This window comes from Muribaculum sp. NM65_B17 (assembly GCF_004793735.1).
Taxonomy (GTDB): domain Bacteria; phylum Bacteroidota; class Bacteroidia; order Bacteroidales; family Muribaculaceae; genus Muribaculum; species Muribaculum gordoncarteri.
In genome coordinates this window covers 161794-186049 of sequence record NZ_SRYY01000002.1, presented here as the reverse complement: position 1 = coordinate 186049, position 24256 = coordinate 161794, and the positions used below count along the sequence as shown (strand labels likewise).

The following is a 24256-nucleotide window of genomic DNA, read 5'->3' as shown; positions in this document are numbered from 1 at the left end:
GCGTTACATTATTTTAGAGGTATATTTATCAATAGCTTTATACACATAATCGAGGAAGCGACGGAACTTGATTGTGTGAGTATCGTCTTTATCCTTGTTGCTCGCACGAATCATATCTAACAGGTAATAGGACTCGTCCTTAGCGTCAAGCGAGAAGTCCTGAATCCAGTTAGAGAGTTTTGCTTTACGGTCATTAGGGTCAGCAATGGTAAGCGGAGCGAAGCCGCGTTTGTTTTCGGCAAGTTCCTGATACCATTCCGAGAAACGAGCGAGGAAGTTTCGGAGACAGACAAACGATTTGTCAGTATAGAAATCTTCATCGAATCCACGATTTTTAGACAGAGGGAACTGGTTCTCGTTTGGAAGGAAATAGACCAAACGAGAAAGCATCATCATGTCAGCGACTGCCTTAACAACATTGTTGTATGCGTCGCCGAGAGAAGAAACTGAAAGAGACTCAACATCTTCCTTGATAGCACGAGATAGAGCCTGAGTTTTATCGGGCTTGTCGGTCTTTGATAAGAAATCAAAGAGAGCGGTAGCAGCGACAAGTTCAACGAAGTGGGCTTTGTCCTCTTGTTTCTTCTCGTCGTTGGCGTAAGTGGTTTTCATCCCCTGCTCGCCAACATAATAAATATAATCAGACATAACGCTCTGCTCATAGTAAGCGAGAGCGGATTTAGTCTTTGTAAGGAAGTTAGCAGAATCGATGTCGCTATCGGTTGTAGAAGGGTCTTCTAGCGAGAAGTACGGAAGCACGGACACCGCACCCATAATAGCGTCCTTGACGTTAGGATGGTCGGTGGAATTACGAACTTTCTTTTCAAGGAGAGGATAACCAGAGGCTCCGGTGCCGCCGAAAATCGAGCTTATGATAAAGATGCGGTCGCCTTTCTGACAAGCGTTGCAGAACGCTTGGAACCAGTCAGCACCCTTTATCATCTCACCGAGAACGACAGTGCCAACATTGGGGCTTCCTTTGAAACCAACGGAGAGGTCATTGTCAAGGTTGGATTGTGAGAACATCGTCTGAACGAGGTATTTATTCACATCCTCAGAATTGAGGTTGCCAACATTGAGATATTGACCGAATGAACGCTTTTCGGCGATAGGCTCAGAAATATCGTTTTGCTGACCATTGAGTTTAGCAAGGTCAGCAATATCGGTGCCGAAGAAACCCGGTATGGGATTGAGGCGTTTGCCATCGCTGAGAATTACATTGTTGTAGACAGTCTCATATTCGCCAATAAGGGTTTGGAGATTACGCTTTTCCTCCAAGTCCATGTGTGGGTCAATAAGGACTGGAACAATCGTATAACCCTTAGCGTCCATACCTGCTGCAAGAAGCATGGTAATGGATTTCATAACTCGGAGGCCGGTGCCGCCGATACAGAATACAAATACCCTTTTCATAGTCAGAATTTGAGGAATTTATAAGCGTTGGTACGGCAGAAGTTGAAGTTGCACCAAACAACGGAGGTTAAGAAATAAAGGATTAAGCAATAGAGGGCATTATTAATGGCACACAACCAATAGAGGGATGTGAGGCCGGTCTTGATATTGGTCTTAATGCCGACATATTCAATAACGGCAGTACCAATAAGTGAGAGAATAAAGGCGATAGCCGCCCATAAGCCCCAGTGTTGAATCTTGTAATGACGGCCAGGCATTTCATTATACCCGGTATAGTAATAAATCGCGAGACCGATGCCAAGGACAGCAGTTAATATAAGCAGAATTGGTGAAAGCCCATCGAGCTGTCGCCATACCTGCTCCGCCTGAGCCTTCAACTGGTCATTGTTGGCGAAATTCTGTAAGAACTTGCCTTTAGACGGTAGGAGGAAAAATATTTTTATGATACCCATACTGAGTTGTTATTATTTCATTGATAAGACGAAACAAGGATGCGAACCGGAATCTCGTCGAAAGTATTAAGACGAGCGTTAAAGCAACCCTTGATAAACTTGTTGAAGGAGAAAGATCCAGACAAATCATTTTCTTGGTCAGCGTTTATGATAGTATTAAAGTCCATCAGATAGCGACCATCAAAAGGTTTATTAGTAAACGTCCACTCGACAACTTCATCATCGAGAGCGACGTTGTATAGTTTCACGAGGAAGTCAGCGTAAGAGCGACGTTTGAACTCACCCTTATATACGTGGTCATCCACTAGATGGTCTTCATCAGTAAGAAGTTCAACATCGACAGATGAGCCATAGGCAGCTTTAGCCTTAAAGCAGTCCTTTAGTATATCAGCATTGACAGCACTCCAAGGATAGCCGGTCATGTCAACTCTGACAATGAACGAGCAAGTATCTGAAACCTCACGGTCAAAAACAGTTATAAGGTTTTTGGGATATTCAGAACTCAGCATACCGTTTTTTACGTTCTCAATGGTATAATTTGGCGTATGGTAATTCATTGCCATATCGCCCGACTCGACATAGGAATTGGTTGCCTCGCACCAACGAGCGATATTATTCCTCATGGCAGCCACATTCTCAGAATTACCTATGATAATGAAATAATAAGGCGAGTTGGCTTCAGCAACCGAGCCGTTAGGATTAAGGAACTCTGAATTAGCGCAAACGAAAGAGAGCGAAACATTCGAGTGTACGCCGATGACGTTTCTGATCTGCTCCTGATATTGGAGAAGTTCAGGTGCGGCAGTCTTACCCATAGGGCTATATTTCATATCAGAAACAAGAATAGCGACTTCGTTCTTGGAGGTATCGATATTCTCGATGATATTGTGAAGCATCGCAGGTACGTGTGTTGATGAGTTAGAAACGAAAGCACCTGCATTCATGCTATTGCGGAAATTACCGAGAGTAACGGGGGTGTCAATATCGCCGCCGTTCGACATAGTGTAAACATTGCCATCGGTAATTGGAGCAACGCCGGAGAAAACAGACCATACTGTTTTCTTGAAATTGTTAGCCTGATTAGCTCGAAAAAAACCATTCATGCTACCGGAAGTCTCAACATAAAGTTTTGCAGATTCAGGTAGTTTTGGAGAGAATAATTCTACAATCGTGTCAAGCGGTGCTCCATTGGTATCGAAATGAGGGTCAGCTATTGAGTTAACATCTCGCCCGCACGATGATAATACTATTGCCCAAGTTATACCTGCAATAACAAAAATATGGCGTATGATTGGAATATTCATAGAGGGCTCTCCATGTATTTGTATTGTCCATGACCCTCTATGGACTTGTTAAACAAAAAAAGCGCAGGATCCGTACCGTTACTCGTCCTGCTAATCTGTGGCTGTGGCTGCCGTCACTTCGTAGAACGAGTAACGTAGAGCCTACGCCGTATGATATGATACGCCAAAGGGGACATACCTATAAGGTATAATCCACCTAAGGGTATATTAACCATACCCGAGACATCTATCGTTACTTCATTCTTGACGAAGTTTTGAAACTGCCACATTCCAGATTAGCCAAGAATCAAGCGTCGATAAACGCTTTCATTATGTAATGACCTCCCTCGTTCCGGCTCCATAGTGGAGTCTCACGGCGTAAGGTCAGTGCAAAATTAACAAATTTTTCCGACATGACAATCGTTTGTGCTTAGAAACAGGCGTTTTGAAGTATAGATCGGTCATAAAATTGTGTCGAACGACGTTATTAGAATGGAAGAAATACTCATATTACTTCTGTGACTTCTATCTTATAACACTGTGTGCGGATATTGTTGCTAATTCTCTATAAATCCTGCTATGGGTGACATGAGTTTGTTAATTTAGATAATATCTTATTGGAATTGTGTCTAATAATAGGGATTTAGCAATGAGTTTGTGCGAACTTTGTAGCCACAAAACAAATGAGATATGAATACCATTCAAAATAATATGGCTCCCGAACAGAGTGATGACGAGATAAAGGCGTGGATGAAGGAATATCCGCAGGAGTATGGTGAGTTTGCAGCGTCTATGGGCGAGGCTGACTTGTTGGAGGTGTTTCTTATGGGACAGTCAGCGTTTTCCGCTTCGCCTGAGTTCCTGAAGAGGCTAGAGGATATGGTCGACCTAGACAATCTGGACTTGGAGGAACTTCTGAAGACTCTCCGGGAATCGGGCTATGCCCGTATCGTACTTAGTGGGCAACCGGAGGATAGCGAATGGGAGAAATACCGGATGCCCTTTGTTGCATGGCTGAAATATGGACGCTCATCGGAGATGCTGATTGAGAATCTTGAAGATGCCGCACAGGTGGTTGACAATCGGCAGTACCAATGGCAGCTCACAAAATTCTTGAAGGCATTTATGACCCGTGAGATTGAGAACAATTATCGAACACGAAAGGAGTTGAAGGAGTTTCTGGACTTCCGGAAAAGTGTCGATAACGGAGATTTGGCAGACTGGGTATTGGACGGTATTGATGAACCAAAGCCAACTTCCAAAGTTTCAGAAGGAGAGGCGTTCGTTCATGACCTTACTTCCCTTTTGTCTTCTCACGATAGTGAGACAGTCAGACGTATCGGTCAATGGACGCAGACGCATGTCAGTGGCGTCGATATTGCACATCTATACATAGCACTGGTGGAGTCAGGCGAACTTGATGCCGCCAGACCCGTAAAACAGTTTGCCGGGGTATTGGCCACCACTTTTCCCGAAAGCAGAATCGTTGGCGAGCGACAGGTTCAGAAAAGTGTCAATGTTCTACAGAGTCTATATCCCAATCGCAAACGATATGTCAAGGATGAGCCGGAACACCGTTTTGCAATCGACATGATAAAAACCGAAATTCTGCTGATTAATACCGACGAAGTTGATTGAAATAAGCCCTTTTTGATTCGTTTGATTCGTTTCAGTATTCGCGAACTTAACGAACCGTCATTTCTTTTCAATCCAATAAATTACGCTATACTTTTGCGTCACCGTTCCTTTTCGGAGCGGTGGCCTTTTCGCTTTATGCCGTCAGCGGAACTGCCATAATCCGGACGGCAATCGGAATAAACATGCAAGACTTTTTAGATATGCTGAATGAAGGCCGCGCTCATGTCAAGGTGGAGATGAGTGCCGAAGACCTCAAAGCATTTTCGGAGGACTTGATCCGCCGCGCAAAGGATGAACTCGGCTCGATGGTCGAGGCAGCCAAGAAAGAACGTATGCTCACCAAAGCCGAGGTAAAGGAACTCTTTGGCGTATGCGATGCCACACTCTGGCACTGGGCAAATAAAGGCATCCTCAAACCTGTCAAGACCGGCAACAAGATTATGTACCCTGAATATGAGGTACGCAAAGCCCTCGGACAACGTAACATCAACATCTGAGCATCATGAAAGCGAATGGCTATTACAACCATCCACGTTTTCCGATGGAAGCCGGATGTGGATTGATCGAGGAGGATAGCATTGCCTTTACCAGCGATTCCGGTAAAACTACCGAAACTCCTTCTTTCCCTCTGGAGATATTTCCGAAAGCAATCCGCGACATAATAGAGGCTCTTGAGGAGTATGAGAACTATAATGTCGATTTCTCTTCGGCTTCATTCCTTACAGTATTCGCGGCTGCTATGGGCAATACTTGGTCAGTCCGCTTCATGACCGGATGGGTAAGCCGACCGATAATCTACATGGTGCTTGTAGGCTCGCCGAGCTGTGGCAAGACTCCGCCATTGCAACAGGCGGTCGCACCGCTTCTTAAACTCGACGGAGAGTATGACATGATCTATTGCAAGGAGATGGAAACCTACCGTCGATGGGAACGCATGTCGGCAAAGCAGCGTGAGAAACATTTTCTCCCTGAAGAAATGAAGATGCCACAACGAAAATGCCATGTAGTGGTTGACTCCACTGTAGAGGCTCTTATCGGGGCGTTGCGCGACAATCCGCGCGGAGTGCTGATTTACAAGGATGAGATAGACAGCCTTCTTTCCAATTTCAACCGCTACAACGGTTCGGACGAGGGCTACTTTCTCAGTCTGTTCAGCGGTACGCCTTTCAAGTACAGCCGAAAGTCAAACAACGAGCATATCTTCCTCGCCAATCCCTATTGTTCTATTATTGGCACTACACAGCCCGGTCGTCTGGGCGAACAGTTCGGCGGCAAGCGAATGATGAATGGCTTTTCATCCCGATTCCTGAAAGTCTATCCCGAAATTGACGAGATGCTGTCGTGGAACGACACCGCCATGCCGGACGGCGTTCTTGAAGAATGGGAACGAATTATCCGAAGGGTAATAACCGTCACTCCTTCAACAGACCAAGAGGGAAAAGCAACCTCAATAGAGCTACTGTTTTCCCAAGAGGCAAAGCTCCGCGTAATTCAATGGAAAGACGAGGTCAATAACAAGGCTTATGCTGAAACGGATTCAGATGCTGTCAGGGCGTTGTGCGGCAAACTGGAAACTTATCTGGTCCGCTTCTGTCTGGTCATACAGATTATGCACTGCATCTGTGGAGAATCGGGCATGGATAAAATTGAACCGGGAACTGCCGAACTCGCCATCAGGCTCACCGAATATTTCAGAAACATGGAGAGCCGGATTGCACCGGAGATTGAAACCGGTATCCTTGACAACCGGTTCACCGAGTTACTCGGAAACCTCAGGGATTCGTTCACCACGGCAGAAGCTGTCCGGGAAGCCCTGCAACTCGGAATCTCGGAATCTTCGGTCAAGAGATTCCTAAGAGACGGAGGCCGAAGATTCGTGAAGAAAAAGTCACACGGTTGCTATCGCAAAATATGATCCATGCGCTGACACTATGAACTTTTGACATTATGACATTTTCGACCGAGGTCGAACTGATTGAGATACCCCGGTTGCTCACGCCTGATTTGGAGTATAAACCTTGCTTTGCAAGATATGCCGATTGTGTCCACAACGGCTATCCCGCCTCCCCCGAGGTGAGGGTCAATCCCGCTCGAAACTCGCAGTCTTTTGTCTAATGATACATTGCCCGTGAACGATGATAGACTGAAAAATGAATGATGAAAAACTGAAAATCTGCGTTTGATATATTATCAAGCAACACATTTATCATGAACCGTGATACTTCGGTTAATCGGTCATCGTCACATTGGATAATCTATACATTGGATAATATGATAATGAGCCATTGGACAATGGAGCATTAGACGATCGAGACAACCAGGTATTATATCATCAAGGTATCAGGTCATCAAATCATCAAGCTATCATTATACCAAGTCATATAGTCTTCATTGTATCAGATATTCAATCAACCAATCTATCAAACCATAATATCTTAAAAAGTTAATCTCTATGCCGGATAAAAAATCCATCACTATAAAAATACGTGTCGATTCGCAGACCCACGCAGAAATGCAGTCAAGAGCCGACCGATACACCGACGGTAATCTGAGTGCGTTTGTACGTTGTGCCACACTCAAATATGAAGAGCAGCCGATGGCTGACCGAGACAATCCCCGTATGATTGCTTTGATTAAATCTGCTATCAAGCTCATCGAAAGAACCGGCACCAACACCAATCAGGTCGCCAAGCACATCAACGAGCAGCAGAAAATGAATCCTTACTCGTTGCGGGCGGCAGATCTTCTTCCCTTCGGTCAGTTTTGCGAGGGTACAGATAAAATCCGGCAGATGCTGACATACCTCTATAACATGATAATTTTAGGAAAATGATAGTCAAGAAACTCAACGATGTGTCCGGCGGCGGTTTCCCCGGCGCTCGATATAACGAGAAGAAGATTGCTGATGGTGTGGCAACCCTTATGGCGATGGAGAATGTCAGCGAGGCGTTGCGCCACAATGTCGAGACGCTGCACCGCTTCGGCCTTGATGCCTCGGCTGAAGTCGAGAGGTATATGAAAGAAAACTCTAAGACCTACGGCAATACAAAGACAACACGTTTCCAGTTCCACGTGTCGACCTCCGTGAAAGGACGCGCCATGTCGCCGGAAGAACTTACCGACTTTGCGCGTGAACTTATGGAGGGTATGGGCTATGCCCGTCAGCCGTATTTTGTTTACGCCCACCACGATACCGGTAATAACCATGTGCATATTCTCTCGACGAGAATAAAGCCTAACGGTTATGCCATTTCTGACCATCAGGACAGGCGCAGGCTTAACGAGTGCGCAAATCGCATATTATCTCCTGACATCAAGAAAGATATTGACCGGATTCTCTGTTACGACTATGAAACGGAGGGTCAGTTTGCCAATATCGTCAAGACTCATGGTTACAAGATAGAGAAATCGCTCGACGGCTACCGTCTGTTCAAGTGTGGAGGCGACGCCGGTAATATCGCCATCGATGACATCCTCAATCGAATCACCAAAAACAGCCCGAAGCGCAAAGACCGCGCTACGCAGCTTCGCGCTATAATCCGGAAATACAAGGGCGAGATAGCCGAGGGAAAATGTCAAAATGTCGATAATGTCAAAGTGTCAAAAGGTAAGAAGCGAAAGCCAGTAAAAGCAAAACTGAATACCGACATCCGCAAAATACTTGACAACCACGGCAAACCGTTGAGCGAGGAGAACTGCCAGCGCATACAGACTCTCATTGATGTTCTCAAGACAAAGTTTGGCATAGACATCAGTTTCCAGAAGGACAAGGACGGCAGGGTGAGAGGTTACAGTGTAATCGACCATGCCGAAAAGATTGCCTTCGACGGCAGCAAGGTGATGAAACTGTCGGAGCTTATTGATTTCGCCATCAAGCCACAAAGGGAACCATCGCCGCTTGACGTGTACCGCGACCTGTTCACTGTCGAGGTGGGCAAAGACAGCAGAGGGAACTATATGCTCATCAATGTCAAAGACGGCTCGACGTACAGCAAGCCAATCTCACCGAGGCAGTACGCATGGTATAACGGCGTAAAGGATGACGAGCGCGAAGATGTAGGTCTGACAATAGCTGCCACGATATTCTCCGAGGAGATACTGACCGAATATCTCATGCGCTATCCGATACACAACCATCAAGAGAGGATAAAGGGCATGGCAGTTGTCAAACATAGAAACGGCAACTACTGCCTCCGCCTGGCACTGACAGACGTCTATATGCCTTTGATTGAATTAACTCCGGAGGAGGAAGCCAAGTTCCGCTCTCTACATGCCGATGAACAAGCAAGACAAGACTTCCTGATGTCAATAGCCATGCTGCATCTTACTCGAAAGGATGCCGAGGCAGTTAAAGAGAGGATAAAGCAGAATACCCAATCCAAAGCTGGAGTCCGTATTCTCCCTTCCCGTCCACAGGACTACTCCCCGGAAATCTCGCAAGTGTTCACATTCAATCTTGCCAACGCACTATCTTCCCTCAATGTCAGTTCCGGCTCATCCGGCTACAAGCGCGAGCACGAAGTCGGCAACCGCTCCCGCTACGACGACATCGACAACCGTCAGTCCGGCACCCGACTTACAATGTAAGAATGAAGTAGTGACTATCTCAGCGCACCACGCCGATAGTCACTATTATTTTGCAGAGAATTTAATGTAGAATTTAATTGGGTTTAGAATTAAACGCTACTTTTTAATACAGTTTAATCAAGCCGATTTATCGTGGTTTATAGCGATTTAGATAGTGACTATTATAGTGACTACGCCCTGTAGTGACTAAAAGAAAAATCGCCAACTCTGTAAGAATTAGCGATTTAATCTTTGCTTGGGTGGTGCCACCAGAACCTGAGTTTGTGAATTGTGGCGAATGTAAGTGAATGTTGAGTTGATGCAAAATGCTGAATAATAACGCAATATGAATTTTGACTGAATTTTGAGTTTTCACAGAAATTCAAAAAAACGTGGTGACCTGCGTGGTGACCCGACTTGACAAAACGTGGTTTGAGTTGTTATATTTGCAGAACCAAAACGATTGATAGTGAATGACTGTGAATCGTGGCGAATGAATTTAGCAACACAAAATAAGATGGCAACAACACCCTCTCCGAAGAAATTGACCCCGTTTCATGTCCGCAATAAGGATTTGAAGAAGGGAACCGCGACACTGTTTATCCGCGTACATACTCGCAAGATTGACGTACTTGTTTCAACGCTCCTGCAAGTTGAGGTGAGCGAGTGGCTCAAAGCGACCGCTTCGCCCCGTGCATGGCTGGTACATCAGAAAAAGAATTACCAACTCCACGCCAAACTGACGCAAATTGAAGGCATCGTGAAATCGCACCTCGCCAAAATCAATTTTGACCGCGAGGCTCTTGACATGGATGTGCGCTACATTTCCGAGCCGGAGAAAGTCGAGGCTGAACGGAAGGCAATGGAAGAAGCCGCAGAAGCAGAGCGCAAGGCTTTGGCAAAGAAAGAGGCGGCGAAAGAAAAAGCCCGTAAGAAAGCCGAGGAGAAGAAACGCATTGAAGATGAGAAGAACCGTCTTATTTGGCCGTTCCTCGTTCAGTTTGTCGAAGACATCAAGAGTGGAGCGCGGAAGATTGGCAGCAAGGACTATTCAGCCGGATCTTGCAAGACATGGAAAAGTTACGTTGGAGTTTACGAGGGTTTCGACCCGCTGCATCAGTTCGGCTGGGCTGACATCAACCGTGCCTTTGTAAGTCGCTACATCAACTATCTCCGGCGACATGGCTATATGCCCAAGGTCGTCAACAAGCACATGACCAATCTGAAAGCACTTATCAACGCCGCGTTCATTGACGGAGTCCATGACAACCAACGTGCCGCTTCGCTCATAGTCAAGAACAAGATTGAAGACCGCGACAAGGCAGTCGAAATTTATCTCACCGAGGAGGAATTGCAGGCACTCTATGAAATGCCGTTGACCGGGAAGAAAGAACATGTGCGCGATGTTTTTCTCATCGGTTGCTATACCTGTCAGCGTGTCAGCGATTACAATAATCTCAACAAAGACCATTTTGAGACGACGCGAAAAGGCACTCGTATCATTCGGCTTGTCCAGCAGAAGACCAAGACGGAGGTAACAATCCCGGTGATGAACGAGAACCTCATTGTAATCTGTGAGAAATACGGCTACAACATACCGAAAGCCAACGAGCAGGTGCTGAACCGTTACATCAAGGATATTCTTGAAGATTTGTCCGAGAGTGTGCCGACACTGAAAGAGAAAGTGCCGACCAATCTGACTATGAAGCAGAAGGACGCATTGAAAAAAGAAGGTAAAGAGCCGGAAACCGACCTGAACGGCAACGTACTACTCCCACGCTTCAAATGCGTGACGAGTCACACCGCCCGACGCACCGGAATCACCAATATGTATCTGAGCCACAAATACGACATCGTCCAGATGATGCACGTCAGCGGTCACAAGACTCAAAAGACATTCATGGACTACATCAAACTCTCCTCCGAGGAGATAGCCGACGAAATCGCCGCCCGAACCAAGAAAGACAGCGAGATGTGGTAAGCCTCCAGACTTATTCCTAAAAATTGGTCAAATGACCACTTTTTAGGAATTTCCATTTGTCTTTATCAGAATTTTGAACTAACTTTGTATTCCTAAAACATGGTACATGTACCATAAATTTGAAATAGTCCACAATGGTAATAAGACGAGATAAATATCTGAAACAGCTTATAGCAAGTAAGCACAATGGATTTATTAAGATAATCACCGGCTTACGCCGTTGTGGTAAATCCTATCTTTTGTTCAATCTTTTCAAGGATCATCTTCTGACGAGTGGTGTCCATGATTCGCATATAATCCAAGTCGATTTGGAAGACCGACGCAATAAGAAATTGCGAGATCCTGACGAGCTTTTGTCATATATTGATTCTAAAATCATTGACAAAGAGATGCACTACATTCTCTTGGATGAAGTTCAACATGTACCGGAATTTGAAGATGTACTGAACAGTTATCTGAAAGTGGATAATGCCGACATATATGTAACCGGCAGTAATTCCAAGTTTCTGTCATCGGATATAATCACGGAGTTCCGAGGGCGGGGTACGCAGATACACATTTACCCTCTTTCTTTTGCTGAATTTATGTCTGTGGACGACCGACACCCGCTTGATGCGTGGAGAGATTATTATACTTATGGCGGCCTGCCACACACATTAAGCCTACCGGATGAAGAAGCCAAAGAAAATTATCTGAAAGAGTTATACACAAAAGTGTATCTCACGGATATTAAGGAGCGGCATTCAATACGTTCAGATGCTGAACTAAAAGAATTATTGCAGATAATAGCTTCTTCAATAGGTTCTCCTACCAATCCGTCTAAACTGGAGAGGACTTTCAAAAGCGTGAAGAATGTCAGCCTATCTAACAAGACAATTGATACGTATCTTTCGTACTTTGCAGATGCATTTCTCACGGAAAAGTCGATTCGTTTTGATATTAAAGGGAAAAAATACATTAACACACTTTCCAAGCATTATTTCACGGATATGGGCGTAAGAAATGCAATATTAGGATTTCGACAGACCGAGGAAAACCACATCATGGAGAACGTCATTTATAACGAGTTGCGGATGAGAGGTTACTCTGTAGATGTCGGCATGGTGGAAACACGCCCAGTTGGAGAAGATGGCAAACGAATCCGAAAACAATACGAAGTTGACTTCGTTGTCAATAGAGGTAGCCAGCGTTACTATATTCAGTCAGCTTTTTTAATGCCCACAGATGCAAAGGAGCGTCAGGAATCAGCATCATTGTTGAATATTGACGATTCATTCAAGAAAATAATAATTGTCAAAGACCACATTAAGCCTAAACGCAACGAAGAAGGCATCGTTACAATTGGACTGATAGACTTTTTGTTGAAACCTGAACTCATAAATTGGTAAAGTTAATGTGCCATCTGTGGCACATTAAATGGCACATTAAATGATACAGAACGAGTGGTGCTGGATTTTATACAATCAAGTCCAGGCATCACAGCCAATTTATTGATTGAGAAAACTAATAAAAGCGTAAGGACAATCCGTAGAAGCGTTAAATCCCTTATTGACAAGAATTTTGTCGAGTATCGTGGATCAAAGAAAACCGGCGGCCATTACATTGTGCCTGAATCTCAAAAATAAATTTCCAAAAAATTACACCTTTACTGAACCTTTTTCAACTTACCTTCGTTAGAATTGTACTGATGGTCTTTCTTTGACCGCGACATGGATTGACGAATGTGCCCCAGCACTTCGTGACAGCGTCATGCCGAGTTGCGACAAGAGATAAGGCTAATCAGAAAACGTGATGGCATTTTCATGTGACCATAGCGGAGCATCAATACACAGCCTATCTCATGGGCTAATCACACACATAGCTCTGCCGTGACGGTCGCCCGGCATGATTTTGTCCGTCAAAGTCCATTCGTGGGCGAAAAGACATATATCCCCTTGCAAGGGGAACGATTATCAACGCACAGCCAAAGAAGCGTGCCGCCATCTGCGCATGGGAAGAATGCGGAGGCATTGAGGCGAATGGTATAGCCATTGTTATGCGCCTATGTTTCCTGCCCGGATGGCCGATAACTGCATTTTCTTGTAACACACGCAAGATGATGTAGTTACGGGGCTAATTTTGCCCTAAAAAGCACCTTTGAAACTGTGCCGATTTGGAAAAACGAAAAATATTTCGTATCTTTATGTAACACAAGATGGCAGAGCCACCGTCCGACACATTCAACTTTTATATATCGGATTGGAATGATGCTCCTGACTGTGCTACGCTTTTTTGTGTTCAAACCTACACCTAATCCCGGATGAAGTCGTCCGGTACACTATGAAGATAAGAGCCTTAAAAGGACGGCAGACGTGAACCGCTAACAACACGCACTGAGGAAGCGATGACCCAACGGTTTGCAAACAAATGGAATGGCTGCTGTTAAATGGCTCAGAGAAAGACGGTTTTCCAATTATAAGGGAAGATCGCACCCGATTGTCAACACGCTGGATTTTGTGGATATAGTGGCAGCGTAAAGTTGAAATATCGGAAGCGTCTGACTGACAGATTGGAAACAAGGTCTTAAAAAGCGCGACCCGCGCGAAATTTACCCACAAAAAATGATGGCACTCGCCCAGTGATGGCGTTTGCACCCGACGTATGTTCGCCCAAATGTGGCGGATAGCCCCCTTGTTGTCTTCACTCTGAAGGCAGCACGGGATAGGGAGAACTGCGTCCGTTTCCGACCGAAGTTGTGTCGGGAACACACTGCTTGTTGGCTTCAGCGAAAAGAGCCGACAGCACCCTTCACGTCCTTTTCGGATCTTTGTCACCGCCCAATGCGCCGGGGCTGTGCCAACGTATTAAGTCGGCGAACATCTTATAGATTCAACACCACTGCCAATGAATTTATACAACCTTCTTCAAGCCTCTCTCTCCGACCCCAACTCTCCCAACATTCTCCTTACCGTCAGCCTCAGCGACCTCCATCAGCTTGTGGTTGACACCATCGACGCCACCCGCGACCGACTCCTTCCGCTACTTATGAAGGCGGAAGAAGACCGACTTCTTACCAAAGCCGAAGTTTGTGCCAAACTCGGTATCAGGCCGACATCGGTATGGAACCTTGTGCAAAAGGGTAAACTCACCGCAATCAAGGTTGGTCGCAGCAGCCGCTACAAACTGAGCGAAGTGACCGCGATTCTTGATGCTAAAAACGATTGAGCCAATGAAAGAATTTGATACCCTCACCACCGCCGAACTGCCCGAAGACCGCTTTGAGCGTATCGGCACAACCTACTACAAGCTCGTCCGACAGCCCAATGCCGCCGGACAGCTTGTGGAACGCAGCATACCGTGGACTATCGAGGCTATCCGTCAGGACTATGGAAAGGACTTCCTCGCCAACATTCCGAAGTATGACGGATTCTGCTGTGTTCCTGCCCATATTGACTATCAGCCCGTAATCGGTAATTTCAAGAACAAGTATTCGCCGCTGACACATCAGCCGGAAGAAGGTGTGTGGCCTCACATCGAGACACTCGTGCGCCATATCTTCGGCGACCAGTACGAACTCGGTCTTGACTACCTGCAAATCCTCTACACCATGCCGTTGCAGAAACTTCCGATACTCCTGCTGGTATCCGAGGAACGCAACACGGGTAAATCCACATTCCTCAACTTTCTCAAACTTGTGTTCGAGGCAAATCTCACGTTCAACACCAACGAGAACTTCCGCAGTCAGTTCAACGATGATTGGAACGGCAAGCTGATAATCGTGGTTGACGAGGTGCTACTCAACAAACGCGAGGACTCAGAGCGTCTGAAAAACCTCAGCACCACCTACAACTACAAGATGGAAGCCAAAGGACGCGACCGCGAGGAAGTGAGTTTCTTCGCCAAGTTCGTGCTATGCTCCAACAACGAGTATCTGCCCGTAGTCATCGACCCCGGCGAGACCCGCTATTGGGTGAGGAAGATACCGAAGTTGGCATCTGACGACACCTGTTTCTTGGAGAAGATCCGCGATGAAATCCCGGCATTTCTCCATGCCATGACCAACCGTCAGTTGTCCACCACCGAGGAAAGCCGGATGTGGTTTGACCCTAAGTTGATTGACACCGAGGCATTGCAGAAAATAATCCGCGCCAACCGTAACCGTGTCGAGGTAGAACTCGCGGAACTACTTACCGACATAATGGACAGCCGGAAGATTGATGCCGTTGATTTCTGCCTCAACGACATTCTCAACCTTTTCGACTATCAGCGAGTAAAGGCCGACCGCTCGGCACTGAGAAAAGTGGTGCAGGATTGTTGGAAGTTGCGACCCGCCCAGAACTCGCTATGCTACACCACCTATCAGATGGGAGTGTTCCTCAACGAACCCGCATACGTCGAGAGCAAGAAGGTCGGACGCTTCTACACCGTCACACGGCAGATGTTAGAGAACTTATAATTTTTTTCTCGTTGGATTTGATAGATTGATGATTTGATGAATGAAGCGACAATAGAGTAGTAATCAGCAACTTTTCTTTTCATCGCCATTTCATCAGATACTCAACAAAAAGAAAAACGCAACGAGAGAAAAAACGTCTTCTCTTGTCGCACGATACGTTTCTTTTCGTTGCTAAAACTGATGATGAAACACCGATGAAAGAATAACCATCTGTAACTCAGAGTTATATTCTCATCTTTCATCAATCCATCAAATTCAACACTCACCTCGGTTGATGGGATTTATCTCTCATTAACCATAAACCCAGTAAATGTATGGCAAGAACAATCGCGCCCAAAATAGATGCCCGACTTTTTACGGCTCAAATGAACGCCAAAGAAAAGGCAAGATGTAATATCCGTCAATATATCCCGATTGGAGCTGTAAAAGGCAACTTTTGGGATGATGCACCTGCTCCCGGAATGTACTACGATAACGACATAAATATGTGGTGTCCGGAATCGTTCAAATTGGAGAAAATGGAAATTATCGAGGAGGACACACAGCGTATCATAGACACGACTCCCGATGAAGAAAGGGATGGATATTCTGTCAACGGTAAGAAACTTGTTCCCTATGTGTCTGTTGTCTCAGAAAGGATGAATTCCAGAAAAACGACTGAAAAAGAGGCCGAGAAAGTAGTACAGCCGGAACACTGTGACACTGGTACACCTACTGTAATAAAGCATGTACCGGCGAAGGCGGATAAAGCCTCTGCTATGCCCAAGTCTGCCAGTCAAACATCAAAGTCTAAAATAGCCGACATGGCGTCACCAGTTGAACCTATCCCCATCCCCGAACCGATTGTTTCCATTGAAGAGTCAAAGCCGACAGTTGAACCTCAACCCGAAGCCGTGGAACAATCGAAGAAGACGCGACGAAGCGCACGGATGGACGAGGCTGACTTCGACATATTGGCGGGCAAGTTCATCTACCCGACAGACCTTGCAGAGAAAAAGCCGCTGTTTTTTCCGACCGACATACGTGAGTCACTCAAATTGGTTGCCCGGCTCATACCCGGCGGCAAGGTGTCACCCTCACATATCGCAATCCATATCATCAGGGCATGGCTCGATGAGAACCGCGATTTACTCAACCGTATGCTGTCAAGTCAGAAATTAAGCATCTAAATGAGAAGACAGCTGTCCAAGCGGTACTGCACCCCGGAATGTCAATGGAGGGGGTTAGCGAGGTTAGATTTTTGTGACACAAAAATCGGTCGCGTCACCGCTCCCACCTCGCACCCCTCCATTGCATCAGGTGCAATGGTACACCAGTGTACAGCACACGTTGTTATCCCCTCCATTCCCAACCCTTAACCCCTTTCAAAGCCTATGAATCCCAAGCCCCAACGCAAATCCAATCTTAAGAGCGGCACCCGTAACGGTCGCCCTAAAATGGCGGAGAACGAGCGTCAGTCGGTTGTACGACATACACGGTACACACCGGAAGAAAGCGACATTCTGAAAGCCAATGTGAAAAGATGCGGCTTCAAGACCGTAAGCGAATATATCCGGCAAGTGACTCTCAATCCGCGGATTGTTCCACGGCTCACTGAAACTGAGATGACCATAGCCCGCAACCTGTCCGGCATGAGCAATAATTTCAACCAGCTTGTGCGCCTCTGCCATAGGGAGGGACTTATGTCAATGACCAAAGAGGTTGAAAAATATCTTGAACGTTTCCGCCTTATCTTTGCCAAATTCAATAACGATTAAATCCTTAATTTCTATGATTGCATACATCATTAACGGCAAGAGTTTCGGCAACTGCGTGGACTATGTGACACGCAAATCACTTGAAGAAAAGCTTGGCAAAGAAGCAGAACAGAAGCAGAAAACCGATGAGAGAAAATATGAGTCCAACAAGGGAGAGGACATTCTTGATCACCTGTCAAAGGATTGGAAACTTATCGGGATGTCTGACGATGTCAGGGTCTATGAAGGCCGCAAGGCCATGGCTGACGACATCGCCCGACCGACAAGAAGAAGGAAGCCTATCAAAGACCCTGTCGGTCATATCTCGCTTGACTTCCACCCAAAAGACGCTCCTGGCATGACCGATGAACGTATGGTCGATGTTGCCAAGGACTACATGAGGCAAATGGGTTTGGACAACACTCCCTATATCATCGTCCGGCACTTCGACAAGGCTCATCCGCATTGCCACCTTGTGTTCAGCCGCGTTGATTACGACGGCAAGATTCTCACACAGACCACCAATTTCAAGAAGAACGAGCGCGTCTGCAAAGCCCTCAACCTCAAACACCGGCTCATGCAAGGCCGAAGCAAACTTGATACCGATGTCAGCAAACTGCGAGGAAAGGAGAAGGTAAGATACAAACTGACCCATGATCTTGCCCGACTGTTTGTCTCGCCCGATGTAAAAGATTGGAATTCTTTTCTCATTGTCCTTTTGCGGAACGGCATTACCACAAAAGAGAAAGTCGGTAAAAGCGGTAGGATGAATCTTTATTACTGCGTGGGCAAGCAGTCGTTTTGGTCTATGAAACTTGACCCATTTCTCACTCGGGAGAATCTTGAAAGAGTTTTTAGGGAGAGAATGGAACGGCGGCTCAAGGAGTCTGAATCCGTTATTAAGCGGGCAGAACGACATGCAGTCGAAGAATCAAAGCCAGAGAAAAAAGCAACTTCGCAGCCGAGAGTGTCTGACCAATCGCAGAACCCAATTCAATCGCACAAGCCGATTGTCATACCACCGTTGCCTTTTGAATTCCTGTGGGATGTACCAAAGAGTGATGAGGCGGCATACCGCAGAGGAGAGACGGTTTACACATTTGCACGCAAACCGGCTGACAGGTATTGTGCCCACTATTGGATATGGTATGACTTCAAGACCGGGAAGCCGCAATGCAGCTTCGACCCGCCCAAGAGCCGAGACATCCCTCCGGCATTTTTGCAACAGGTGGTATCATCCGGCAAACCGACATCCACATCTTCACCTCAGTCTGGATCATCTGACTTCCGAATGTCGCATGTTTCGCTGAGCAATGCTCCCAATGATGATGTCTGTATCGCTCATGGAGAACCCGTATCGGGAGACTTCAAGCAATTCCTTGAAAACCATCCCGACATGGACTTCTACGATGCCAAACGTAAGTTTAAGGAGGAACAGAAAGCGAAAGCGAGGGTCAGACAAGGCCCAAAATTACACTAAGAAATAAAGAGGGGGTGTCAAAACTCATGGCACGCCCTCTTGTATGCAAATATTGTCAGATCCTAACAATCTTTTGATTTATCAAAATAAAATACTAATTTTGTAATCAAATTAAGAGAATTATAAAATGTGATATTAGACTTTCGTCTCTAAATATTTATCGTAAACGCCACTATTACAGATAGGTGGCGATGTTTTCACATTCTTATAATTCAACAAAATGAGTATTTGTGTAAATAACCTGACTTACCAATTACCTAATCAGGACACTCTATTCTCTAATATCAATTTTTCAATAGGCGATGGTCAAAAATATGCCATTATTGGCAATAATGGAACAGGTAAGTCAACCCTATTGAATGTAATCGCCGGAAATTTGCGTCAATCCGAGGGCAAAATCCAGTGTGGTGACACATTTCTTGTACCTCAGCATTTCGGACAATTCGATGGCATGACTGTTGCCGAGTGTTTACATATTGCTGAGAAATATCATGCTTTGCAAAGAATTTTATCTGGAGACGCCTCTGAGTCGAACTTTGAAATCTTGAAAGATGATTGGACTCTGGAGGAACGCATTGCTTCCGCGTTCCAGAAATGGAAAATATCACATATCTCAGTTGAAACCAAAATGTCCGACCTAAGTGGTGGGGAGAAAACAAAGGTCTTTCTATCGGGCATTGACATACATACTCCGTCAGTTGTATTGATGGACGAGCCGACAAATCATCTTGATAAAGAATCACGAGATAACCTCTACCGATTTATTTCCGAGGCAAAGTTTACGTGTCTGGTTGTCAGCCACGATAGAACACTTCTCAATCAATTTGATTCATTGTTGCACATGAGCAGACAAGGTATGCGTTATTATCCTATGAAATATGATGAATTTCGTCAGATTTACGAGCGCGAATGTGAATCTGTTGCAAGGGATATAGTCGCAAAACAACATGACTTATCCAAAGCAAAGCGTATGGTTCGTGAAACAGTGGAGCGTCAGCAGAAACATTCTTCGCGCGGTTCAAAACTCAGCGACTCCAAAGGCCTTCCGCGGATTGCGAAAGGTAATCTCAAGAATAATTCGGAGAATACTATGGCCAAGCTCAAAAAGGCTCAGAATGATAAGCTGCAAACCATTAACCGCGAATTGGATGAGTTGAGATGTATTGTACCCGATGAATCGCAAATTAAAATTGACTTTTCATCGCCAAACCTTCACACTGGAAAAATTCTTATTGAGCTGAAAGCCGTGAATTTCAACTATCCGGCTTGTAAATTTCTATGGCAAGAAAACCTGACCCTAACCATCCTGAGCGGCGACCGCATAAGAATAACAGGAAAGAACGGCCAGGGAAAAACCACATTGTTAAGACTGATAACAGGAGAAATCAATCCGACGCTCGGAGTCGTCTCATTGGCTGATAATCTAAGTTATGTCTATCTCGACCAAGAGTATAGTCTTATTGATAGCAATCTATCAGTATTCGAGCAGCTCGCATCTGAAACCACCACATTGAAAGACCATGAACTAAAAATCAGGCTGCATAGGTTTCTGTTTCCACAGCAAACTTGGGACAAGAAATGTTCTGCCCTGAGTGGCGGAGAAAAGATGCGTCTTGCCATTTGTTCTCTCATGGTTCGTGAAGCTGTGCCGGATATGATTATACTTGATGAGCCCACAAATAATATCGACATTGCCAGCATGGAGATATTGGCGCAAACCTTGAGTTCGTATCAAGGTACAATAGTAGTGATCAGCCATGATGAAACTTTCATCGAAGACATTGGGGTAACTACGACATTTGACCTGAATTTTCTGTAATATCTAATCATCGATTTACCCGCGCAAGAGATTCTGCTCAGATTCAAAACATTCAATCGAGGTCTGAATCCAAAAATTATGAAATGTGGAATGCCTATCCCCATACAAGGGTACGATCTTTTTGAGATTTTAACGGTTTTATGTGGTGACCCGGCTGATTTTCGGTTGAGGTCACCACATTTTTATCGCGAGATTATAGTTAAACTTTGTTAAAGTTTGGAGTTGCGAGGCTGTATGGTGGGGTTGAATGATGGTGAATGACGATGAATTATATGCTAATTCGTGCTGATAATCAACGCTTTACATATCTACCGAAATAGATATGCGCACACCGCAACACGCATAACCTACAATATTTCAATCATTTACAGTGGGTGTGGTGACTTTTGTGGTGACTCGGAGGGGTATGGGTGAAAGAAAGACCGCTAACTCATTGAGAATTAGCGGTCTTCTGTGGTGCCACCAGGAATCGAACCGGGGACACAAGGATTTTCAGTCCTTTGCTCTACCAACTGAGCTATGGCACCATTGCCTTTTTGCGTTGCAAAGGTAGGGCTATTTTTTCAATTGGCCAAATTTATTTGAACAAAAATCGCTTCTTCCGCAAAATAATCCTCAAAAACAATCTTAAATATCCCTTAAAACGCTTTATAGGAACAACATTCTTCCCTCCATAAAGCCCATATAACAAAAGATAAGCCACTGACAATAAGAAATATACCACATCGAGGAACAAATCGCATCAAAGCCTATGCCCCAAAACCGATTAGCAAACGACAAAATCACAAATATCATCCCCATGCATCATGCAATTCAACATTTTCGACTCTTCACAATATCGCCCTACACAAAACCACCCAAACAACCCACAAAATCATCACGGGGAAATAACTAAAATTCACGCCATTAAACAACACAAACTCCCCCATGACAAAGAATCAACATTATAGCTAACACCCGAATGACGCAGGCTTACTAACAACGATATTATCAAAAACACTGCGAATGTCATCGGGAACCGGGAAGCGCGGCGAATGCACATCGGTCGTACAAGGACAGGACTGAACGCCTGAAAAGTCTATGACTTCATAGCAATCGTCACAGGCATATTTCCAATAGTTTCCAAGAGCATTATCTTCCCCCACTCCCTCACATTCACACTCGGCAACAACATTAAGATATTCATTCCAACAATATTCAATAGTGTTACGCAATGACACAACAACCGCAAGACGAACGGAATCTTTTTTCCTGTCATGAACCTCAACAATATCTCCCGGCTTAAAACGTATTGTTTCTTTGAGCCTGCCCCAGAAGTGACCTTCCGGAGTGTCCAAGTCTTCAAACAAAGATGAGCATACCGACTGATTGATAATGCTACAATTTCCGTCAAACACCCACTCGCGCTTGCACAGATCAGATATCACATCCTTTCCAAACGGCAATTCATATATGTGAATGCAATAAACCGGCCGGTCATCATCTATCGATATTCGTCCAGATTGAATAAACTCTTTTGCATCTTCAAAAGTCGGCATCACGAAACTTTGAGCCTTACAAACGTTATATTCAGGATAATACTCCGCGTCATCTCTATCATCACCATGTACGTGAACATTGAACAATCCAAGTGAAAGATTCCTACATGGCATTTTATCCACAGGACCGTTTATACGAAACACATCAACCCTATAAACCGAAGGTTCAACGGTACATGGATGATTAATAGCCAAAGACCTGAAACTTTCAAAGCTCATCATGATATTTATATATTATCTTCCTTTTTAAGCATCGCCTTGTAGTAGTTCTCATAACGCTGACGCAGCGTCTTTGACAGAGGATAGCGCAAAGGCATTATGTTGAGAGTGTGCACATGGTCGTGAGTGGCATAACTCGGGCCATCGATAACCGGTGTTTGGTCATCGCTGGCATCGGGAAAATACAATTCTTCCACCTCAGCATCAGTCATTTCACAACCATCTTTCACATATATAAATCCCTCCTTTTTCTTGATTCGCTGCCACATCTCCCAATACCATTCGATTGAGAGGCCCGAACCTGTTGCAACGGCAAGCCTGACTTCATTGCCGTCGAGCACCTCAACAATGTCACCGGCTTTGAATCGGAATGATTCTTCAGGGCGACCACGGTAACGACCATATATAGTGCGGTGGTCACATTCGAGAGATGAGCAATATGTTCTATCCAGAAAGCGTCCCTGACCATCATACAATCTCCATGACTCGCCGTAGTCCTCCCACAAGAAATCCAGAAGTTCACCCATCGGGTACTCCTTTATGTGAAAGCAATATATCTCGTCGTTGTACTCTTTAGCCCTTTCGATTGCCTTGTGCATCAACGCTTCTGCTTCAGGCAGAGTATGACAGATTCCGACGCGATAATGCCTCACATCAAATTTTGGGTAATGACTTCGTTTGCGCCCCGGCAAATCCTTGACATCATATTCAATAACCTCAAAAATGATTTCTTCACCGCGCCGTGGAGAATTGAGCGCCAACGCTTTAAATTCATCAAATGTCATAACTGCATTTTTATTGTTTATTTTTTTCTAAGTCTACGATGTTTCAACCAACCCTTGCCGTTAGGATGCCAATAATCGGATCGATGTGCCCTCTTGCGGACATCCTTGATTAATCGAAATGAGCATTTAGCGTTATCTACTTCGTATGAATCATAAATAATGTCTGAATAACCGAAGGCAGTCAATATTCCAATCTTTCCATCTCTTTGCGTCATGAAAAACAGAGTCGGTTCGTCTTCGGTCATAAGTTCATCTTCATAGATTTCATCAGCGATAGTCGGCATAAGAGTTTCAAGCAAGGGCAAGCAATCCTTATAAGGTTTTACATGTAGAAAGGGATATCTGACCGAGAGTGCGCCCCACTTCATTGTGTTTTTGTCCTGAACGAAAAACAATTGCCGCACCCTTCGTTCCGGAATGATGGCGTTGTATTGGAAATCGGTCATCATAATATTCGGATCAGATAACGAAACCAACGCCCATGCCTCACCGTCATAAACAGGCACGAAACTCGGCTTACAGTTTATAGCATCAAATTGAGTAAATACATCAGCGAAACTGTCAGGTAACAGTTGTTCACCTGTCGGCGAAATCAACCCGACGAAAGTTTCGTCACCTGATTTTCGAGGTCGCCAATCATACTGAGAATTATACACCCTCAATTGGCGCAAAATTTTGCGCGATTCCTTATCAGTACAGCAATAGAGTTTATTCCCCATCTCCTGCAAGCGCATATACTCTAAGGCGTCATCTTTAGTCGGAACAATCAGCCGGTTGGCATTTTGATAGCAGACATGCCAGCGATCGAGATGTTCGTAATAGCACCTTTGCCCTTCCTTAGAGGTTATCGGATAGACTATGCGACCATGAATATTTATATATTCCATAATGCCGAGAAAATATTAGTTACC

General features: G+C 45.1%; 22 protein-coding genes and 1 tRNA gene. 15 read left to right on the top strand and 8 right to left on the bottom strand.

Annotated features, from left to right (window positions below; translation table 11 throughout):
- Positions 1-3: 3 nt before the first annotated feature.
- From E5354_RS03360 to E5354_RS03350, 3 genes are read right to left on the bottom strand one after another with little or no spacing between them, the layout of a single operon-like run.
- Positions 4-1413: a hypothetical protein gene (locus tag E5354_RS03360; protein ID WP_135946422.1), complete on the bottom strand. Its 1410-nt coding sequence runs from the start codon at positions 1411-1413 to the stop codon at positions 4-6.
- Between the two features lie 2 nt (positions 1414-1415).
- Complete coding sequence (locus tag E5354_RS03355; protein WP_135946421.1) at positions 1416-1865, bottom strand: hypothetical protein; 450 nt, start codon at positions 1863-1865, stop codon at positions 1416-1418.
- 17 nt (positions 1866-1882) lie between these two features.
- Positions 1883-3169, bottom strand: a complete 1287-nt coding sequence (locus E5354_RS03350; RefSeq protein WP_135946420.1) for a hypothetical protein — start codon at positions 3167-3169, stop codon at positions 1883-1885.
- Between the two features lie 669 nt (positions 3170-3838).
- Here E5354_RS03350 and E5354_RS03345 point away from each other — a divergent pair.
- The 9 genes from E5354_RS03345 (at position 3839) to E5354_RS03310 (ending at position 12958) form a co-directional block, all read left to right on the top strand.
- A complete protein-coding gene (locus E5354_RS03345) occupies positions 3839-4786 on the top strand; it encodes a DUF6043 family protein (protein WP_135946419.1) in 948 nt (315 codons plus the stop codon).
- Positions 4787-4968: 182 nt separating this feature from the next.
- A complete protein-coding gene (locus tag E5354_RS03340) occupies positions 4969-5283 on the top strand; it encodes a helix-turn-helix domain-containing protein (protein WP_135946418.1) in 315 nt (104 codons plus the stop codon).
- 5 nt (positions 5284-5288) lie between these two features.
- Positions 5289-6701 (top strand): DUF3987 domain-containing protein, encoded by a 1413-nt coding sequence (locus E5354_RS03335; RefSeq protein ID WP_135946417.1) that lies wholly within the window; start codon positions 5289-5291, stop codon positions 6699-6701.
- Positions 6702-6733: 32 nt separating this feature from the next.
- Entirely contained in the window at positions 6734-6901 is a 168-nt protein-coding gene (locus tag E5354_RS14160) for a hypothetical protein (protein WP_168353813.1), read from the top strand.
- Between the two features lie 337 nt (positions 6902-7238).
- Positions 7239-7619: a hypothetical protein gene (locus tag E5354_RS03330; RefSeq protein ID WP_135946416.1), complete on the top strand. Its 381-nt coding sequence runs from the start codon at positions 7239-7241 to the stop codon at positions 7617-7619.
- Complete coding sequence (locus tag E5354_RS03325; protein ID WP_135946415.1) at positions 7616-9373, top strand: relaxase/mobilization nuclease domain-containing protein; 1758 nt, start codon at positions 7616-7618, stop codon at positions 9371-9373. Before E5354_RS03330 ends, E5354_RS03325 begins: the two co-directional genes overlap by 4 nt.
- Positions 9374-9869: 496 nt before the next feature.
- Positions 9870-11333, top strand: a complete 1464-nt coding sequence (locus tag E5354_RS03320; protein ID WP_168353812.1) for a tyrosine-type recombinase/integrase — start codon at positions 9870-9872, stop codon at positions 11331-11333.
- 134 nt (positions 11334-11467) lie between these two features.
- The gene (locus E5354_RS03315) at positions 11468-12721 is read left to right on the top strand and encodes an ATP-binding protein (protein WP_135946413.1); all 1254 of its coding nucleotides are present in this window, start codon (positions 11468-11470) and stop codon (positions 12719-12721) included.
- Positions 12722-12733: 12 nt separating this feature from the next.
- The gene (locus E5354_RS03310; RefSeq protein ID WP_135946599.1) at positions 12734-12958 is read left to right on the top strand and encodes a MarR family transcriptional regulator; all 225 of its coding nucleotides are present in this window, start codon (positions 12734-12736) and stop codon (positions 12956-12958) included.
- Between the two features lie 220 nt (positions 12959-13178).
- Here the strand turns inward: E5354_RS03310 and E5354_RS03305 are convergent, their stop codons facing one another.
- The gene (locus tag E5354_RS03305) at positions 13179-13364 is read right to left on the bottom strand and encodes a hypothetical protein (protein WP_135946412.1); all 186 of its coding nucleotides are present in this window, start codon (positions 13362-13364) and stop codon (positions 13179-13181) included.
- Between the two features lie 852 nt (positions 13365-14216).
- Here E5354_RS03305 and E5354_RS03300 point away from each other — a divergent pair.
- From E5354_RS03300 to E5354_RS03275, 6 genes are all read left to right on the top strand, one after another.
- Complete coding sequence (locus E5354_RS03300) at positions 14217-14537, top strand: helix-turn-helix transcriptional regulator (protein WP_135946411.1); 321 nt, start codon at positions 14217-14219, stop codon at positions 14535-14537.
- Between the two features lie 4 nt (positions 14538-14541).
- Positions 14542-15768, top strand: coding sequence for a primase-helicase family protein (locus tag E5354_RS03295; protein ID WP_135946410.1), 1227 nt, complete (start codon positions 14542-14544; stop codon positions 15766-15768).
- 314 nt (positions 15769-16082) lie between these two features.
- Entirely contained in the window at positions 16083-16937 is an 855-nt protein-coding gene (locus tag E5354_RS03290) for a hypothetical protein (RefSeq protein ID WP_135946409.1), read from the top strand.
- Between the two features lie 204 nt (positions 16938-17141).
- Positions 17142-17525: a plasmid mobilization protein gene (locus tag E5354_RS03285; protein WP_135946408.1), complete on the top strand. Its 384-nt coding sequence runs from the start codon at positions 17142-17144 to the stop codon at positions 17523-17525.
- 13 nt (positions 17526-17538) lie between these two features.
- A complete protein-coding gene (locus tag E5354_RS03280) occupies positions 17539-18984 on the top strand; it encodes a relaxase/mobilization nuclease domain-containing protein (RefSeq protein ID WP_135946407.1) in 1446 nt (481 codons plus the stop codon).
- 220 nt (positions 18985-19204) lie between these two features.
- A complete protein-coding gene (locus tag E5354_RS03275; protein ID WP_135946406.1) occupies positions 19205-20803 on the top strand; it encodes an ABC-F family ATP-binding cassette domain-containing protein in 1599 nt (532 codons plus the stop codon).
- Positions 20804-21257: 454 nt separating this feature from the next.
- Here E5354_RS03275 and E5354_RS03270 read toward each other — a convergent pair.
- The 4 genes from E5354_RS03270 to E5354_RS03255 form a co-directional block, all read right to left on the bottom strand.
- A tRNA-Phe gene (locus E5354_RS03270) sits at positions 21258-21330 on the bottom strand.
- 423 nt (positions 21331-21753) lie between these two features.
- Positions 21754-22563 (bottom strand): hypothetical protein, encoded by an 810-nt coding sequence (locus E5354_RS03265; protein ID WP_135946405.1) that lies wholly within the window; start codon positions 22561-22563, stop codon positions 21754-21756.
- A gap of 5 nt (positions 22564-22568) precedes the next feature.
- The gene (locus tag E5354_RS03260; protein WP_135946404.1) at positions 22569-23345 is read right to left on the bottom strand and encodes a hypothetical protein; all 777 of its coding nucleotides are present in this window, start codon (positions 23343-23345) and stop codon (positions 22569-22571) included.
- 17 nt (positions 23346-23362) lie between these two features.
- Positions 23363-24232, bottom strand: a complete 870-nt coding sequence (locus E5354_RS03255; RefSeq protein ID WP_135946403.1) for a hypothetical protein — start codon at positions 24230-24232, stop codon at positions 23363-23365.
- Between the last annotated feature and the right edge of the window lie 24 nt (positions 24233-24256).